Genomic DNA, 17754 nt, shown 5'->3' with positions numbered 1-17754 from the left:
AAAACAAGAGATGGGCTATTCAATTCAAACGCCTTACGAGAGGCTAAATAAAAACGATAAAGCCTTCACCAAAAGATTTAGGGTAGTAATAAAACTATTGATTTATATACGAAAAAAGCATAGCTACAACGAACGCCATAGCTATGCTTTTTCAGTCTAAAAACATTCAGCTGTGCCAGTAAAAATCCTCTTAATGGCTATTCAGCCTTTTCATATTGCTTGCGAATACGCTTAATTTTGGTGAGCAAATTGCTGTAATGCAAAGCATTGATGTCGCCACTTTGAAGTGCCTTTTGCTGCTGCATACAATAGCTTTCCACCTTATTTAAATGTTGCAAAGCATAGAGAATGACATCGGCTTGCACAGCTTTTGCATTCTCACCCTTCGCTACGTTATCCACATTGATGAGCGTTCCCAACAATGAGACATATTGATTTTCAATGCTACGACGGAAGTTACTGTCGTGCTTATCGGCTGCATTGATGGGCTTCCACACGGCAGAAAACACATCATTCAAGTAGTCTTCAGTGGGATAAGGCTGCGAGGCTTTCAAACTGTTGCTAATGTTATTGTTAATCGTTGTGGGCGCTAATAAGAACGATAAAAAGCCATTTGCACGATTTACTTCGGGCTCATCCATGTCAATATTCAACTTCTGTGTGACGGATTGTGGATACAACCAAGTGGGCAACTGGAACACATGCCGACCCAACCACGCCACGGCTTCTTTCTGAAGTGCCGCCGGAACGATGTCGTTTTGCCGCTCAGAGGGCCAGTTATCGCTGTATTCGCCGTTGATATAGCGTTGCACATGTCCCGTGTAGCGTTGGAATTGCCCCAACACTGCCCGATAAATCATATTCAAATCATCGGTTTGTCCATCGGGCTGTACCGTCCATTTTTCAATGTTTTGCATCACCCTTTTGAGATTCTTAATGCCATATTCGTTGGCCACCATGTTGTTATCGCCCAAATCTTCGGTCTGCGAACGCGGGTCAAGTCCACGCCCTTCGTCACCTTTGTAGCGCAAACGGTGGTTGGCTGTGAGCGCCTTTGTCACCTCACTGCGCAGGGCTTGCTTCTCGGTGAACTCATCTTTAAACTCCGGACGATACTGATAACCCCATTTAATGGCCCACATATCATAATCATTGATGCGCGGAAAAAGTCCCTTTTCGCTGATATGATCTTCGGGTTGTGCCACATAATTGAAGCGTGCATAGTCCATGATGCTGGCCGTATGACCATGTTTCTCCACCCAAGCCTTGTCGCGTAGCTTCTCAACGGGCGTGGAATGACTGGCTACCATGTTGTGACGTAACCCCAGAGTGTGCCCCACTTCATGACTCGAAACAAAGCGAATAAGCTCGCCCATGAGCCGCTTATCAAACTTCATTTGCTGTGCACCTTTGTCCAAAGGGCCACATTGTGTCATATACCACTTGGTTAAAAGGTTCATCACATTGTGGTACCAGCAGATGTGACTCTCTATAATTTCACCACTTCTTGGGTCAACAATGCGCGGACCATATGCGTTTTCTTGCTCTGAAGGCAAATAACGCAGGAACGAATAGCGTGCATCGTCGGGACTGATGTTGCTGCCTTCGGGCACCTCTTTGCCTACAATGGCATTCTTAAATCCTGCGGCTTCAAATGCTTTGTTCCAGTCATTGATGCCCTGAATGAGATAAGGCACCCACTCTTTTGGCGTGGCAGGGTCGATATAGTAAACAATTTGCTGCTCGGGTTCGACGAGTTTGCCGCTCGCATAAGCCTTTTTATCCTTCGGAACCAAGCGATAACGCGAAACGATGGCATCGTGCTTGCTGGTCTCTCTGTCGCTGAATGTCACCAAACGCTTGTTGAAATAACCCACACGTTCGTCGGCTAAACGCGGCTGCATGGGTGTTTCTGGCAGCTCAACAATGCTGGTGTTGAGGCTTAATGTAAGGAAACCTTTCTGTGAAGCCAGCGTCCTTTCGGGATTACTTGAATAGGTTCGCAGGGTCGACACCTCTACATTGATGGGGAAAGTCTTGATGGTGTCGATAAAAGTACGATCGTCTTGCAAGCCACCCACCTTGAGTTGAGTGCGCGCTTGCTGTGAAAAAGCCGAAATAGTATTATCACTTTTGAAAAGCTTTGTCACGTTAACGAGCATCGTTTTCGTTTGCTTGTCGGTGCCAATAATATCAAATTTATACACAATAGGGTCGATAGTTGACTTCTTAATCAATGCCGATATATTGTCTTTTGCATCAGCTTTCTGAGTATGTGCCCACGAACGCACCAACAATGTCTTGTCATCATAGCGCTCAAAATAAAGCGTATTGCTGTTCACTTCCTCACCACTCAGCTGAGGAAAACCTTCAGGAACCGACACAAAACGTGTCACAGCAAGGAACAAACGCGATAATGCTGCCTCAGGAATCTCAAAATACCAGTCCTTTTCTATGTGTCGAACATTGAATAATCCTTGCTGAAAAGAGCCTCCTTTCTTAATGAGTTTTTCATATTCATCCTCTTTCTTATCGCTTTTTGAGGCACCTCTTTCATCGGACTTCAATTTCGTTGAATCGGCATTTTGTTTCACTTCTGTTGTGTCTTTCACCTGCTTCACTGGGAAAAGCGGTGTAGCGAATGTCATAGTTGCAGGCAAAACCAACAACGATAGTGTGGCAATGATTTGCTTCATAGGTTATAAATATATTTAAAAGTTAGAAAAACATTGAATACAACACGATACTAATTCTTCCCCTTTAATATTTTCTTAATGTCATTGAGCTTATTCAAAGCCTCGACAGGAGTAAGATTATTCACATCAAGCTCTAATATTTCATCACGTATTTGCGTCAAGATTGGATCGTCTAATTGAAAGAAACTCAGTTCCATTCCTTCGCGATGTGCTGCTATTTTGGCCGTGTTTGGCTTGGCAGCAGCACCCACTTCGGCATTATCTTGCTCCAATTCTTTCAACACAGTATTGGCACGTTTCACTATAGAACGGGGCATTCCAGCGATCTCTGCCACATGAATTCCAAAGCTATGTTCGCTGCCTCCGCGTTGCAGTTTGCGCAAGAATATCACCTTTCCATCTACATTTTTCACGCTCACATTATAGTTTTTGATGCGCGAAAAATGCTTCTCCATCTCATTTAGTTCGTGATAATGCGTGGCAAAAAGCGTACGAGCACGAGCCTTTGGCTGCTCATGAAGATACTCAACAATAGCCCATGCGATGCTAATCCCATCGTAAGTGCTCGTGCCTCTGCCCAATTCATCGAAGAGAACTAAACTCCTTGGCGACACATTATTCAATATATTAGCCGCCTCAGTCATCTCAACCATGAACGTAGATTCGCCTAATGACAGATTATCACTGGCACCAACGCGCGTAAATATCTTGTCAACAAGACCTATTTCTGCATGCTCTGCCGGCACAAAACAGCCCACTTGTGCCATCAAAACAATGAGTGCTGTTTGTCGAAGCAATGCCGATTTACCGGCCATATTGGGCCCCGTTATCATCATAATTTGTTGTTTATCGCTGTCCAATGTCACATCGTTGGGCACATAAACCTCACCCAATGGCAACTGTGTTTCTATCACAGGATGGCGTCCTTGCACAATCTTTAATATGTTATCATCATGGATAATGGGGCGAATATAATGGTTTTCGCGCGCTATTTTGGCAAAACCCAACAGCACATCTAATTGTGCTAAGAGATTAGCATCGGCCTGAATACGCGGTATATCATCTTGAACGGCCAGGATAAGTTCGTTAAAGAGCTTGGCCTCCAACGCCAAAATCTTCTCTTCTGCACCCAGAATTTTCTCTTCATATTCCTTCAATTCGGGGGTGATATAGCGCTCAGCTTGCGCCAATGTCTGCTTTCTAATCCACGTTTCAGGCACATTTTCTTTGAATGTATTACGCACTTCCAAATAGTAACCAAACACATTATTGAAACCAATCTTCAGGCTATTAATGCCCGTTTGCTCAGCTTCTTTCGCTTGTAATTCCAACAAATAGTCCTTACTATTGCGACTAATGGCACGCAAATCATCAAGCTCTGCGTTAAAACCATCGGCTATAACATCGCCCTTATTCACCAACTGTGGTGGGTCGTTCTGTATTTCTTTCTCAATTCTTTCGCGCACATGCTCACACAGATACAACTGTTTTCCCATGCGCTGAATCACTGCATTATCGGCCGAAAGACATGCTTCTTGGATGGGCTTCAACGCCGATAGCGCCCATTTCAATTGCACCATTTCACGTGGAGTGACCCTTCCTACAGCTATTTTTGATGCGATTCGCTCCAAGTCTCCCATGCGATGGAGTTGCTCATCAATGACAGATTGGAAGTTGAGGTCTTTGAAAAAATAATCCACCATATCCAATCTTTCGTTAATAGGCACTACTTCTTTCAACGGAAACACCAACCAACGACGCAACATGCGCCCTCCCATTGGCGTCACAGTGTGGTCGATAACCGAGAGCAACGAGCGTCCTTCTTCCTGCATAGGCGCCAATAACTCCAACGAACGAATGGTAAATCGATCCATACGCACATATTTATCGGCCTCTAAACGCGCCAGCGATGTGATGTGATTAATATGCGTATGCTCTGTTATTTCTAAGTATTGCAGAATAGCACCACTGGCAATAATACCCTCTTTTAAGTGCTCAACGCCAAAGCCTTTCAACGACTTTGTACCGAAATGTTTCAGGAGTTTCTGCCGTGAATTCTGCTCCGTGAACACCCAATCCTCCATCTCAAACACACAGAGTTTGGTTCCAAAATAGCGCTGGAAGTCAGCTCTTCGCTCATGATTATAGAGCACTTCCTTGGGTGAAAAATTAGCCAATAGCTTCTCAACATAGTCATACGACCCTTCGCCTGTGAGGAATTCGCCCGTCGAAATATCCAAGAAACTTACACCACAAGCTGCTTTTCCAAAATGAACCGCCGCCAAAAAGTTGTTTTCTTTATTGTTAAGAATATTGTCGCTAATGGCAATTCCTGGTGTCACCAATTCGGTAATGCCGCGCTTCACCATCTTGTCGGTTTGCGAAAGTCCTTTCTTTCCTTTAATCTCTTCGCGCTTTTTCTTGGGGTCTTCCAACTGATCACAGATGGCAACTCGCTTACCTGCCCGAATCAATTTCGGCAGATAGGTGTCTAAAGCATGATGGGGAAAGCCCGCCATCTCTATAGAATTTTCGGCACTGTTGTTGCGTTTGGTGAGTGTAATGCCCAAAATACCTGCAGCAACCACAGCATCTTCGCCATAAGTTTCATAAAAATCGCCACAACGAAACAACATGAGGGCATCAGGATGTTTTGCCTTCATTGAAAAAAATTGCTTCATCATGGGCGTAAGCCCTTTATCTTGTATTGCCATATTGATGTGCTATTGTTTTAAAAAGTGTGCGATATTGCCCTGAAAAATGCACCATATTGTTGTGCAAAGTAGGCCATATTGTTGACTAAAATGACCCACTTTTCTATACGAATACTAACTCCTTGTGGGACAAGCTCTTTCAAGAAGCTACAAACATAATCAGCACCTGGGCGATGATGACCCGCAAAAACATGCCCAAAGGATAAACCGAAGCATAGCTAATGCTTGGTGAATCGCCCTGGATCGTATCGTTGGCATAGCCCAAAGCCATAGGGTTGGCCATGCTTCCACAAAGAATACCACAGAGTGTTCCGAAGTCAAACTTGTGCAAACGCAAAGCTATCAACCCCACAACGAGCAGTGGAACGACTGTAACCAAGAAGCCTACACCCACCCATATTAAACCTTGTGGTTGCACAACCGTACTGAAAAAATGCTTACCAGCATCCAAACCCAAGCACGCTAAATACAGACTTAATCCCAATTTGCGCAGCATGAGCGAAGCCGAAACCGTGGTATAGGAATTGAGTTTAAGCTTAGGTCCGAGCGCACCCACGATAATTCCAATAATAATAGGTCCGCCTGCAATGCCCAATCGCACAGAACCTTCCATGCCAGGCAATTGAATAGGAATAGTTCCTATGGCCAAACCTACGATAATTCCGATAAAGATACTGCCAATATTAGGTTCATTCAACACACGAATAGAATTGCCAAGATAGCCTTCTACATGGTTAATATCTTCATGTTGTCCCACCACTGTGATGCGATCTCCATACTGAAGTCTGAGGTCACGTGTAGCTAAAAGTTTCAAATCTCCACGGATAACACGTGACACATTCACATTATAAGAGTTACGAAGATGCAAATCTCCAAGACGCTTTCCGCTGAGTTCACCGCGCGTAAGCACCAAAATTCGACTCTCTAATTGTGTGTCAATATGATTCCAATCAATGGCATCTTCGTTCCAATCTTTATTCACCCGCTTACCAAAAAGCATTTCCATAGCAGGATCATCCTCACGATTGGTCACTACTAAAAGACTATCATTGGGCTCTAAAACAGTGTCACCTGTGGGCAAAATCACCTGACTATTACGCCAAATGCGAGAGATGATAAACTTTAAATGCGTCATATGTGAGATGTCAGCAATGCGTTTATGCTCTACAGCAGGGTTTACTACTTCAAATTGTGCAATATAAGTGTGGTCGTGATTGTCGTTGCTTTTAGGTTCTAAATTCTCAGCCTTCACACAGCATTTACGCAAAATAAGCATTGCAATAATCACCCCTAACACACCCAAAGGATAGGTGACCGCAGTGGCAAGTGCCACTGTTTCACTGGGCAATCCCATATGTGCTAAGGCCTGAGTTGCAGCACCTAAAGCAGGAGTATTGGTAGTAGCACCACACAAGATACCCACCATATTGGATAAGTTAATACCTGTTAGTGGAATAAGTAACAAAGAAAAGAGTGTCCCTGCAATAATAATGATGAGGCTCCAAACGTTCTGTTGCATTCCTTCATGGCGTAAAGAACCGAAGAAATTTGGACCAACATGTAACCCTAAGCAATAGACAAACATCGACAATCCAAAGGTTTCTATATACCCAAGTGCCACAGAATCAATGCTAAAACCTAAATGCCCCGCCAGAATTCCTACAAAGAATACGAAGGAAATACCCAACGAAACACCCATGATTTTTATTTTTCCTAAAGCTAAACCACCTGCAATGATAATCGAAATGATAACGATGGTTTGAATGGAAGAGTGTATATTGAAAAGGTTGTTTAGCCAGTCCATAACGCTAAAGTATGCTTAAATATTGTTCAAGAGGAATACCTCGATTCTTGTCTTCATTGCTTTTATTGGCTTCTATAAGCTGATAAACACCCGACATAGCCTTAGCTGTAGCCAACTTCAAAGGCATATCGTTGAGCAAATGACTGATGAGAATAGCTGAAAAAATATCACCTGTACCAGGAAAATGTACGGGAACTTCTTCATAACTCAACATAAAATGCTCGTCATGTGCAGCGTCATACCCTACAACAGCATGTGTTTCATTCACCTTTATACTCGTAATAATGACCGATTTCGACCCCATATCGCGCAACTTATCCACCAATTCATAGGCTGTTTTCAAATCAATTTCATCAGTAGTATATGGGTGATTGGCAAGATAACATGCTTCGGTGTAATTGGGATAACATAGATGTGCCACAGCAATGAGTTTACGCATGTGATCGATAGTAGCAGAGGTTATCCCATTATAAAGCTTTCCTTCATCACCCATAATGGGGTCAACATAAATTGTTGTGCCCTGCATTGCTTGCAATTGACAATAGTTTGAAATGAGTAAAGCTTGCTCTTCACTTACAATAAAACCAGTTGCAATGGCATCAAAATGAAAGCCTAAAGCCTTCCACACAGGGAAAACTCCCTTGATATAAGCTGTGGTATCCAAGATATTGAATTGACCATAGTCGAGCGTATTGGATACTAATGCTGTGGGAAGATTATAAGTTGGATGACCAAAATACGACAGAATGGGAAGCATTGCCGCAGTAGCTACCTTGCCATAGCCAGCCATGTCGTTAATCAAAAGTATTTGTTTCTTACTCATTATCTTGCTATTTGAGTAGGCAAAGATACTAAAAAGTTAAGATAACAAACGGGCAATACAAAATTATTATGTATCTTTAGAGGTTGAATCCAACAATATCATTTTAGCATTTAAGAAAACAAAAAACATCATATTAGTTTTTTTATTGTTCTTTTTTATATACCTTTGCAGCCATACCTATCGTGTTATGCAAACGTTTTTACACAACTCCATACTACATTTGCAAAGCAATTGATGAACAGAATATCAGACAATAACAATGAAAAAAATATGTTGTATTGGGCACATCACCCGAGATAGAATTATAACTCCACAGCAAACTATCGACATGGCAGGTGGAACTTCTTTCTATATGGCACATGGTATGCACCATCTTTCACAAGATTTTCCCTTTCAATTGGTTACTAAAATAGGGCAGGAATCGCAGGAAGAAGTCGACCATTTGCGTCAAATGAATATCGATGTGCTCAGCTATTCGAGCCCACATAGCGTATTTTTTGAAAATCATTATGGCCTTAATTCCAATCAACGTACGCAGCGTGTATTGGCTAAAGCAGCCCCTTTTACGATAGAAGAGATGGAACCTTTAGTGGCAGAAGTGTTTCATTTAGGTTCGCTTTTAGCAGATGATTTTTCACCAGAAATTGTGAAATTTCTTGCTCAAAAAGGTTGCATCTCAATTGATGTTCAAGGCTATTTACGTGAAGTACGTGGTAAAAAGGTGTATGCTGTGGACTGGAAAGACATGGATGCTGTGCTTCCTTATGTTGATATTGTTAAGCTTAATGAGCATGAAATGTATGCTATCATGCATACAAATGATCCAAAAATAGTAGCAGAAAAGTTAGCTTCTTATGGTGTTCGTGAAGTCATCATTACGTTAGGTAGCTATGGTAGCCTTATTTATGCAAATAAAACGTGCTATGAAATTCCTGCTTACACTCCACAAAAGATTGTTGATGCTACTGGATGTGGCGATACTTATTCTACTGGTTACCTTTACATGCGCAGCCAAGGTGCAACCTTTCAAGAAGCAGGTAGGTTTGCTTCGGCCATGTGTACCTTGAAATTAGAACATAATGGACCCTTTGAAGGGAGTTTAAAAGATATTGAAAAACTTTCATCAGCCCCTAGAAAGGCACATGAAACAATAACAAAAGGATGACACTGCACCACCAAAATATGCCCTTTATGAAATGAGGTTTGAACACACGTGACAACAAAATGCCTATTGTAAACGGACAAAGCATGCGCAAACTTCCACCCAACATGTTGATCATATCAAATGTCCAACCCACTCCTATCGATCCATATTGTGACTGATTTGTAATGGCAAACCATGCCCATACACATGAAAGTAGTGCTGTTAACAGCGCTAATAGCCGTGTAGACAGGCGATGAATGAACACCGCATAGAGTATATTACCAATGTATTCAAAGAATAATGACCATGAAGGACCATTCAATGGGAACAATTCTCCATTGCCTCTTACCTCGCGAGGCATACCAGGAAGGGCCGGAATCATAAGCCATGCTGCAGCAAGGGCTATTAAACTAAGGACTAATGTGGTATGCGTTCCATCCCAACGTTCAAAACCTGTGAGAGCAAAAGAGGTGAAACCTATCAATGAACCCATAATAACCATGGGATGAAGACGAATTAATCGACGCTTGAAAAATGCTGCTATACTTAGGGATTTGCCCAACCTATCGCCATAAACATACCCTATTACAAAGCCCGAAAGCATGAAAAAGAAATCAACTGCCAAATAACCATGGTTGATAAAACGTATAAAAGGCTGATTACCTGCAAACTGAAAACCTTCAAAAACATGATACTACACCACTAAAAGTGCTGCTACTTCTCGTAAACCATCCAACAACTCATAATGCGGTTTTGTTGCTATTTGCATCATATTTTTATCCATTTACCTTTTACATCTTTCTTCTTTAAAACTCAAAAATACGGACAAATTATCACAATCTGCCCGTATTAAACCTTAATAATAAAATTTTTTGTTATGCAAACTAATCTTATTTCTTTTATTTCTGTGCTAATTTTTCTGTAAAATGCTTTGGTAAAATGGGCATAGCACCATTTTGTGTGCACACATAAGCACTCACTTCAACAGCCAATTGATGGGCTTCTTCTATCGATTTTCCTGAGAGTATAGCAGCAGTAAAGGATGCTGTAAAGCTATCTCCAGCACCAACTGTATCAATAACATCAACAACTGGCGTTTCAACAAATGATTTCATAGCAGGTGCAAACACATAACTTCCGTTCACACCACATGTTAAAATCAACATTTTTAGGTTATATTTACCCAAAATAAGCCAACACTTATCCTCTATATCTAAGCCTGGATAACCAAAAAGACGACCGATAGTAATTAATTCTTCATCATTAATTTTCAGAATATCACAAGCTTTTAAGGACTCTTTTATCACTTCTTTGGTGTAAAAAGTCTGTCGAAGATTGATATCAAAAATCTTTAAACACTCTTCAGATGTTGCTGCAAGGAATTGTTGAATGGTTACTCTTGATTCAGGTTTACGTTGTGCTAAAGTACCAAAACATACTGCACAAGCCTGCTTTGCAGCCGATTCTATCTCGGGTGTAAAGGGAATATTGTCCCAAGCCACATTCTCTTTAATCTTATAAGTGGGCACACCCTCACCATCAAGTTCCACTTGTACAGTGCCCGTTGCATAGGGAACAATAGGCATTTCATACTTCAATCCAACAGCATCAAGTTCTTTTCGAGTTTGATCACCTAACACATCATTACCTAATGCACTAATTGCCATAGCGTCAAAACCAAACTGATGGGTATGAAAAGCAAAGTTAGAAGGTGCGCCTCCTATCTTAGCTCCTTCAGGAAGGATATCCCAAAGCACTTCACCTATGCCTACAATTAATCTCTTTTCCATTGATTTCTTGTCCTTTTTAAGTTTTTATTTGTTTTTATTTTTTTATTTCTTTATCTTGATAATCATCCACTTACATCATAAACATCCATGAAAAACACAATTCTATCTATTCATCAACATGCAACTTATCATGCTAAAAGATAATCATAACAGCTATTTTTTATCACCATTATTTATTTTCTATCTCATAAATAGGACAACAACAATGCTCTACGCATTTTATTTTGCTTTTCAAGAATGTGTGAAATGGTTTGTACAAAGATAATAGAAAAAATCTAAGAATAACTCCTTTTTAGCCCAGCATTTTTAAAATCTGCGAAATTTTGATATCTATAGTCCCTTAATCTACCAGTCAGGATTCATCTTTATATTTCATTCTAATCTATAAATAGTGCATGTAGCTAATCCTATCAACTTCATTTCATCATAACTTTCGGTGGGGAAAACGAGATTTGTCATAACCATTTTACCTTCAGCATCAAAGATTTCTATACTACATTTATCTATAAAAATGCGCAATTGAGTGATTTTTCCCAATGTAGGTGCTTCTATTTTTTTTGCAAAAGTGCTATGGAATGAAACATTTCCACTATGCTTTCGATCAAAAGAAAAAGTTTCATGCTGTGGTTTGTATTTCATAATGACCCGCTCTTTCAAATGATTTTGGAGAACTATCTCCAAGTCTGCTTGCTGTGAAGTGATATCTATAACCAATTCACAAGCTGGCATTGGTCTATCAACTATCTCCTTTCGCATGTGCAAAAGCTCTTCAGAAGGAATTGAAGAAACATAAGTTTCACCATCATAAACAAATAAACTAAGGTCGCGAGGCACTGTGTTGGCACTCCTAAATTGTTGCGTTGGTACTTCATTTGCATATTCCCAATTGCTCATCCACGCTATTCCTACTCTTCGATGTTCAGGCGCATTGTCGAAAGTAACCATGGCATAATGATCTTTTCCATAATCCATCCATTTACTTTTTAAAAGATTACTTTCACAATTAAATTCATATCCATTAAACGATCCTACAAAATACTTGGTTGCACTTCCACCGAAAGGACCACCAGGATTAATATTACAAATGAGCAACCATGCACACCTATCTGTTCCTTTTATAGGTAACTTCATCAAATCAGGACATTCCCAAACTTCGTCATCCGTATCATATCCAAAACCAAATGAACTTTCGAAATGCCACACTTTAAGATTTTTTGAAGTATAGATAAACATCTCTTTACCTGCAGCTAAAATTAGATTCCATTGCTGAATGTCTTCATTCCAAAACACATGTGGGTCGCGAAAATCAGCTATTGGCGCTGTTATGATGGGATTATCACTATATTTTTGAAAAGTTTTTCCTTCATCATTGCTAAAAGCAATACATTGTGTTTGATTATCGCCTGCAGCAGTATAGAATGCAACTATTGCACCTTCACCAAAACCAGCTGTGTTATGATGGTCTACAACCGCACTTCCACTAAACATCATTCCTAAGGCATCGGCCAGAAGAGGTGTGCCCTCATGTTGCCAATGCACAAGATTTTCAGATGTAGCATGTCCCCAAGTCATATTTTCCCATTGCGAACCATAGGGATTATATTGATAATAAAGATGCCAAATTCCTTTATTATAAAATAAGCCATTGGGATCATTCATCCAACCATAAGAAGGTGTATGGTGATAAATAGGGCGGAATTTTTCACGATTTTCAGTATCAAATGTTTCACTATATTGCAATAGTTCCCAACAAACATAGTCTTCAATAGACTTAAGAACAGAAGTATTTTCTGAAAAAACAATATCCAAAAGTACTGTCTTTCCCTCCCACTGTTGAAGGGCTAAAGGCACACTATAATCACTGTTATGGATGGCTAATTTTACATTTAGCACTTGTTTCACGTCTCCATTTTGAATAACTTTGATGCGCACTAAACCTTGATTTTCTTCAACAGGCAGTAACAAATAGCGATGAGTCAGTGTAACATGCAACATAACATGCTGCTTACTGAGTATCTGCAGTGAACACTTTTTCGCAGAAAATTTCTCCATAATCAATTCAATGACGCAAAAAATAGAAGTTTAAACCATTAGTATGCCATCAGCCATTAACAACGCTTGATGAATACACCCATTCCTTTGCAAAGATACAATTATTCATTTGGTTATATGTAATGAAAACTTATCTTTCTTCATAGCCATAAATTTTCTACTAAGAAGATAAGATAAATAGCTAATAAATTGTCATAAAAAATTATCAAAAAACTACCCTTTTCAACTTGATGAAATAGCGTCTGTTATCCTTGTCAACAGCTTTTAAAAAGTGAACTCACCGACTTTATATCATGATTGCTATAGAATGATGCAACAAAGTGGCCTACTTTAGGCATTAAAAACATCTTTATCATAGCTTATTTTACAAGTAAAATAAGCCCTTTCTAACTATAAATCATCCTTTTCTTATATTTTTTTTAATGCAAAATCAACAATTCTTTTTATAACTATCTGATTATAAATAGAATTCTAAAAAACAGTGTATGTGCCCTCATTTACATCTCATCTTTTATTTTTTTGTAGACGAAAAATACAGAAGACCTTTTGTAAAATTAAACGATAACACATAGAACTTTGTTTTGCCGCTTATTTCTTTTTATTTTTCTATATATTTTAAATCAAAAAATAGGAATAATAAAAAGAAATGATGTGGATATGTGGATAAAAAGATAGGCATTTTTTTTATCCATATGCAATCCACATCTTTACTATTTTATCCACCTTTCTCTTTATATCTTTCCATTGATTTAAAATGAGATAGTATGCTTTTCCACAAATCTTTGAAAGATGGAGAATATCAATGTGTGCATAAAGAAAAAATAAAAAATAGTGTGGATTTTGACGTTATAAAGGGTGTATAATATTGTGTATATCCACTTTCCATAATAAGTGATGGGGGAATTGTGGGTAATGCCATACTTTTTTCAGGCGTTATGATGACTTTTTCCACAGATTTATCCACACATATTGTGTATAAATATTGGTGGGTTAAGAAAAAATAATTACTTTTGTAATGAACCAATCAACATAAAATCGTATGTCATTTACCAAACATTGCAATGAAATTTTTAATCGTGTGATTCGTGATTATCATGTAAACGACGATATTGATGCACCAATTCAGAATCCATTTGAGGAAGGAAGTATTGAAAACCGATTGTATTTGAAATGCTGGATTGACACTGTGCAGTGGCATTTTGAAGATATTATTCGTGATCCTAACATCGACCCTGTTGCAGCGTTGGCATTGAAACGCAGAATAGATAAGAGCAATCAGGATCGCACTGACTTGGTAGAACAGATTGATTCTTATTTTAGAACGTTATATAAAGAGGTGCATGTGCTGGACAATGCACGTTTGAACACTGAAAGTCCTGCATGGGCTATTGATAGATTAAGCATTTTAGCATTGAAAATTTATCACATGAAGGAAGAAACATTGCGTGAGGATGCTACGCCAGAACATGTTGCAAAATGCAAGGCTAAATTGCAAATTTTGCTTGAACAACAGCAAGATTTAAGCACTGCCATCGACCAATTGTTGGAGGATATAGCAGCAGGGAAAATCTATATGAAGGTGTATCGGCAAATGAAAATGTATAATGATGCTGACACCAACCCTGTCCTTTATAAAAAATAGCATTGTAACAATCCAATAGATTATAAACCATCATATTTTAATTTTTTCTTTCCATGGAACATCTTTTAATTATACGCTTCTCGGCAATGGGTGATGTTGCGATGACAGTACCTATTATTTCGGCCTTAGCAAAGCAATATCCTAAGTTGCATATCACGGTGTTGAGTAGGCCTTTTGCACGTGCTTTTTTAAAAGACTTAGCACCCAATGTGAGCTTTATGGGTGCCGATTTAAAGCATGAGTATAAGGGTTTGTTGGGATTACGTAAGCTTTCGAAACGTCTTCAAGCAAAACAATTCTCTGGAGTAGCAGACTTTCATGATGTACTCCGGTCTAAATTGTTGCGCTATCGCTTTCTATTAAGTGGTGTTCCCGTTGCTTCTATCAACAAACATCGGCGTGAAAGGCAACAGCTTACAGCACGTGAGCATAAGGTTTTAAAGCCACTTCCTACGTCATTTGATAACTATATTGAGGTATTAAAGCAGTTGGGTTATCCTGTCAAAAGTAATTTTACATCGCTGTTTCCGCCTAAGGGTGGAGATTTTTCGGTGCTACTTTCGCGTATCAAAGCAAAAGAAGAGGGTGAAAAGTGGATAGGCATAGCGCCTTTTGCAGCCCACAAAGGAAAGATGTATCCCTGGGAAAAGATGCAGCGTGTAGTAGAAAAATTGATAGCAGATGATGCACATGTACGGATATTTTTGTTTGGTGGCGGTGAAGATGAGTTGCAAAAGTTAGATGAATTTGCAGTGCGTGTTCCTAAAGTTACGAATGCTTCGCGCCTGTTAAATGAGCTGAAAGAAGAACTTATCCTGATGAGTCATTTAGATGTAATGGTGAGTATGGATAGTGGAAATATGCACTTTGCTTCGTTAGTGAACACACCTGTAGTGAGTATTTGGGGTGCAACCCATCCTTATGCAGGCTTCATGGGATGGCATCAGCAGATGGAAAATGCAATTCAGATAGATTTATCGTGTCGCCCTTGCAGTATTTTTGGGAATAAACCATGCTTTCGTAGTGATTATGCTTGTATGGATTTAATAGATGAGGCAGCGATTATTGCGCGCGTAAAAGCAATAGTAGCCGAGGGAAAGGAGTATGAAAAAAGCCGTTAAATAGCATTGAGTGCTATTTAACGGCTTTTAGATTGTTGTCCCAGGCGGACTCGAACCACCACTGACAGAACCAAAAACTGTAGTGCTACCATTACACCATAGGACAAGCAATGAAAAGCTTTGCAAAGGTAACGCTTTTTTATGCGCTTACCAAATATTTGTAATTTTTTCTATAGTTGCAAGCTATTTTCTTAGCGGGGCGTATAGACAGCGCGGATAGTGATGCTGGCTCTCTTTTCTTTATCGCTGGTATTAAAGGTTCCTCCCCAGCTATAATCTTCACTACTATCAAGACCTACGATTTGGAAAACGCCCATAGATGATGATTGTAACGCACCAACTTTGGCATTACATCCCTCAGCTATGGTCTCAGCTCGCTTGTAAGCATCGAGACTTGCATTGTGGAGTAGTTCCATTTTGAGGTCGTTTAAGCGTGTATAGTAGTAGAGTGGGTCGTTGCTACTGAAATCTATTCCGCGGCTATAGAGTTCAGAAATCTTTTGATAAACGCGTTCTACGGTGTTTAAATCGTGCGAACTAACCGAAATATTCTGCGTAACACGATAGCCATTATCAACTTCTATATAGCGTTCTGATTGCGAATCATAGAAGCTTCGGGTTAATTTTTCAATGCTAACACTATTGGTTGTAATCGCAGAATCAGGGATATTATTAGCACGGAGATATTGTTTGATGGCACGACTCGACTGATTAAACTCTTTATAAGCTTCGCCTCTACTACTCGCTTCGCCGTTAACTGTGATGTTCCAAACGATAAGATCGCTCGTAATTTGCTTTTCGGCCATTCCCGTAACTTGTATTTTATTAGTGCCTTTTTTGAAGTATTGGAGACCATTACTTAGTTGGTGGCAACACATAATAGCAGCAATACCCGCTACAACTACAATACAAACTTTGATAAGTTCTTTTTGATCGATTTTCATTTTTTCTTTTTTAATGATGCAGTTTCTAATTCAAGCACACGCTTTATATCAAAATATATTTCGGGTTTATCCCAATATTCACTCTTCTCTGATAAGTAAAGGACATCCATAGGCGCTTTATTCTTTTCACCATAAATTAGCGATTGTTGTTTCACCTCACATATATCAAGGTAATAACAAAGGAAATTATACTCATCACTCACGCTGGTTACGCTAAACGGATGGTCGCTTGTTCCATCACCTGTGGTGGCAATGGTGTTGAAAAGTCGCATAGCGATATGGATATAATATTGTGCAATGGAATCGAGTTTTGTGGAATCTTGTGGGTTTATTTTCTTCTTTTTGAGTAACAAATCAGCTTTCTCTATCAGCGCTTTTGTATTAAAAGGGTTGATATTTAGCACTCTATCGGCCCACGAAAGCGCAGCAGAAGGGTTGGTTTTACGTGTGTCCATCATCTTTCTAACATCGTCATATTCAAGACTCTTGCTAAAATAAGTTTGACCATAAAAGGCTAAAATGCGTTCTGGCATGGTGAGCGTGGTGTCGAGTTTAGGCAGTAAAAGGCGTTTGATGAGGCCTTTAACGCTGTCGGGATGCTGCAGAACATTTTGTTCTATTGCCTTCCAATCTACGGGAATGATAACCCTTTCTTGTTGTGAAAAGGTCAGTAGGGGCAACAGAAAGAACAGAAAAAATAATAACTTCTTTTTCATTATGTTTGGCTTTATGTGTAGATTCTGTGGACAAAAATAATGAAAATATGAATGAGTTGGACAAAAAGACGGAATATTTTTATGTTTTTCTTGTTTTTAGCATGTAAGATAGCTGATGTGCTTTCATGGCAGTTGTTTTAGCATAGCACCGTAGCCGTGCAACAATTAAGCCCATATTGCGTGATGATTTGGGCTATATTGTGTGATGATTTAATAGTAATCGTTGTGGCATGGCGTAGAAAGGGTCTTACGATGGGGTATGAAAAAAGCCGTTAGGCAGGTTAAAACCTTGCTCAACGGCTTTCATT

Annotated in this window: 11 protein-coding genes, 1 tRNA gene and 1 pseudogene; 3 read left to right on the top strand and 10 right to left on the bottom strand. The window is 39.7% G+C overall.

The annotated features are described in order from the left end of the window. Positions 1-197: 197 nt before the first annotated feature. The 4 genes from X919_RS0108955 to X919_RS0108940 form a co-directional block, all read right to left on the bottom strand. Entirely contained in the window at positions 198-2696 is a 2499-nt protein-coding gene (locus X919_RS0108955; protein ID WP_028899816.1) for a zinc-dependent metalloprotease, read from the bottom strand. A gap of 50 nt (positions 2697-2746) precedes the next feature. Beyond that, complete coding sequence (gene mutS / locus X919_RS0108950; protein ID WP_028899815.1) at positions 2747-5410, bottom strand: DNA mismatch repair protein MutS; 2664 nt, start codon at positions 5408-5410, stop codon at positions 2747-2749. Between the two features lie 139 nt (positions 5411-5549). Beyond that, complete coding sequence (locus X919_RS0108945; RefSeq protein WP_028899814.1) at positions 5550-7214, bottom strand: putative transporter; 1665 nt, start codon at positions 7212-7214, stop codon at positions 5550-5552. 4 nt (positions 7215-7218) lie between these two features. Next, complete coding sequence (locus X919_RS0108940) at positions 7219-8037, bottom strand: pyridoxamine kinase (RefSeq protein ID WP_028899813.1); 819 nt, start codon at positions 8035-8037, stop codon at positions 7219-7221. Between the two features lie 259 nt (positions 8038-8296). Here X919_RS0108940 and X919_RS15195 point away from each other — a divergent pair, with 259 nt between their 5' ends. After that, entirely contained in the window at positions 8297-9202 is a 906-nt protein-coding gene (locus X919_RS15195) for a PfkB family carbohydrate kinase (RefSeq protein WP_051502491.1), read from the top strand. Here X919_RS15195 and X919_RS16185 read toward each other — a convergent pair. The 3 genes and pseudogenes from X919_RS16185 to X919_RS0108920 all read right to left on the bottom strand — a co-directional run. Beyond that, positions 9171-9965 (bottom strand): annotated as a pseudogene (locus tag X919_RS16185) (acyltransferase family protein); the annotation flags it as partial. The gene X919_RS15195 and the pseudogene X919_RS16185 sit on opposite strands and share 32 nt — an antisense overlap. A gap of 115 nt (positions 9966-10080) precedes the next feature. Beyond that, entirely contained in the window at positions 10081-10971 is an 891-nt protein-coding gene (locus X919_RS0108925; protein WP_028899812.1) for a carbohydrate kinase family protein, read from the bottom strand. A gap of 372 nt (positions 10972-11343) precedes the next feature. After that, the gene (locus X919_RS0108920; RefSeq protein WP_036917754.1) at positions 11344-13023 is read right to left on the bottom strand and encodes a DUF4980 domain-containing protein; all 1680 of its coding nucleotides are present in this window, start codon (positions 13021-13023) and stop codon (positions 11344-11346) included. A gap of 1039 nt (positions 13024-14062) precedes the next feature. Between X919_RS0108920 and X919_RS0108915 the strand changes: the two genes are divergently transcribed. Further along, positions 14063-14665, top strand: coding sequence for a DUF4254 domain-containing protein (locus X919_RS0108915; RefSeq protein ID WP_028899810.1), 603 nt, complete (start codon positions 14063-14065; stop codon positions 14663-14665). A 53-nt stretch (positions 14666-14718) separates the two neighbouring features. Then, a complete protein-coding gene (locus tag X919_RS0108910) occupies positions 14719-15786 on the top strand; it encodes a glycosyltransferase family 9 protein (RefSeq protein ID WP_028899809.1) in 1068 nt (355 codons plus the stop codon). A gap of 35 nt (positions 15787-15821) precedes the next feature. Here X919_RS0108910 and X919_RS0108905 read toward each other — a convergent pair. The 3 genes from X919_RS0108905 to X919_RS0108895 all read right to left on the bottom strand — a co-directional run bounded on the left by X919_RS0108905 (position 15822) and on the right by X919_RS0108895 (position 17446). Continuing rightward, positions 15822-15892 (bottom strand) — tRNA-Gln (locus X919_RS0108905). Between the two features lie 85 nt (positions 15893-15977). Beyond that, positions 15978-16730: an SIMPL domain-containing protein gene (locus X919_RS0108900; RefSeq protein ID WP_028899808.1), complete on the bottom strand. Its 753-nt coding sequence runs from the start codon at positions 16728-16730 to the stop codon at positions 15978-15980. Then, the gene (locus X919_RS0108895; protein ID WP_028899807.1) at positions 16727-17446 is read right to left on the bottom strand and encodes a DUF4919 domain-containing protein; all 720 of its coding nucleotides are present in this window, start codon (positions 17444-17446) and stop codon (positions 16727-16729) included. The genes X919_RS0108900 and X919_RS0108895 overlap by 4 nt, the downstream gene beginning before the upstream one ends. Between the last annotated feature and the right edge of the window lie 308 nt (positions 17447-17754).

Source organism: Prevotella sp. HJM029 (assembly GCF_000599605.1).
In the GTDB taxonomy this organism is placed as follows: Bacteria; Bacteroidota; Bacteroidia; order Bacteroidales; family Bacteroidaceae; genus Prevotella.
This window is presented reverse-complemented; position numbering and strand designations above follow the sequence as displayed.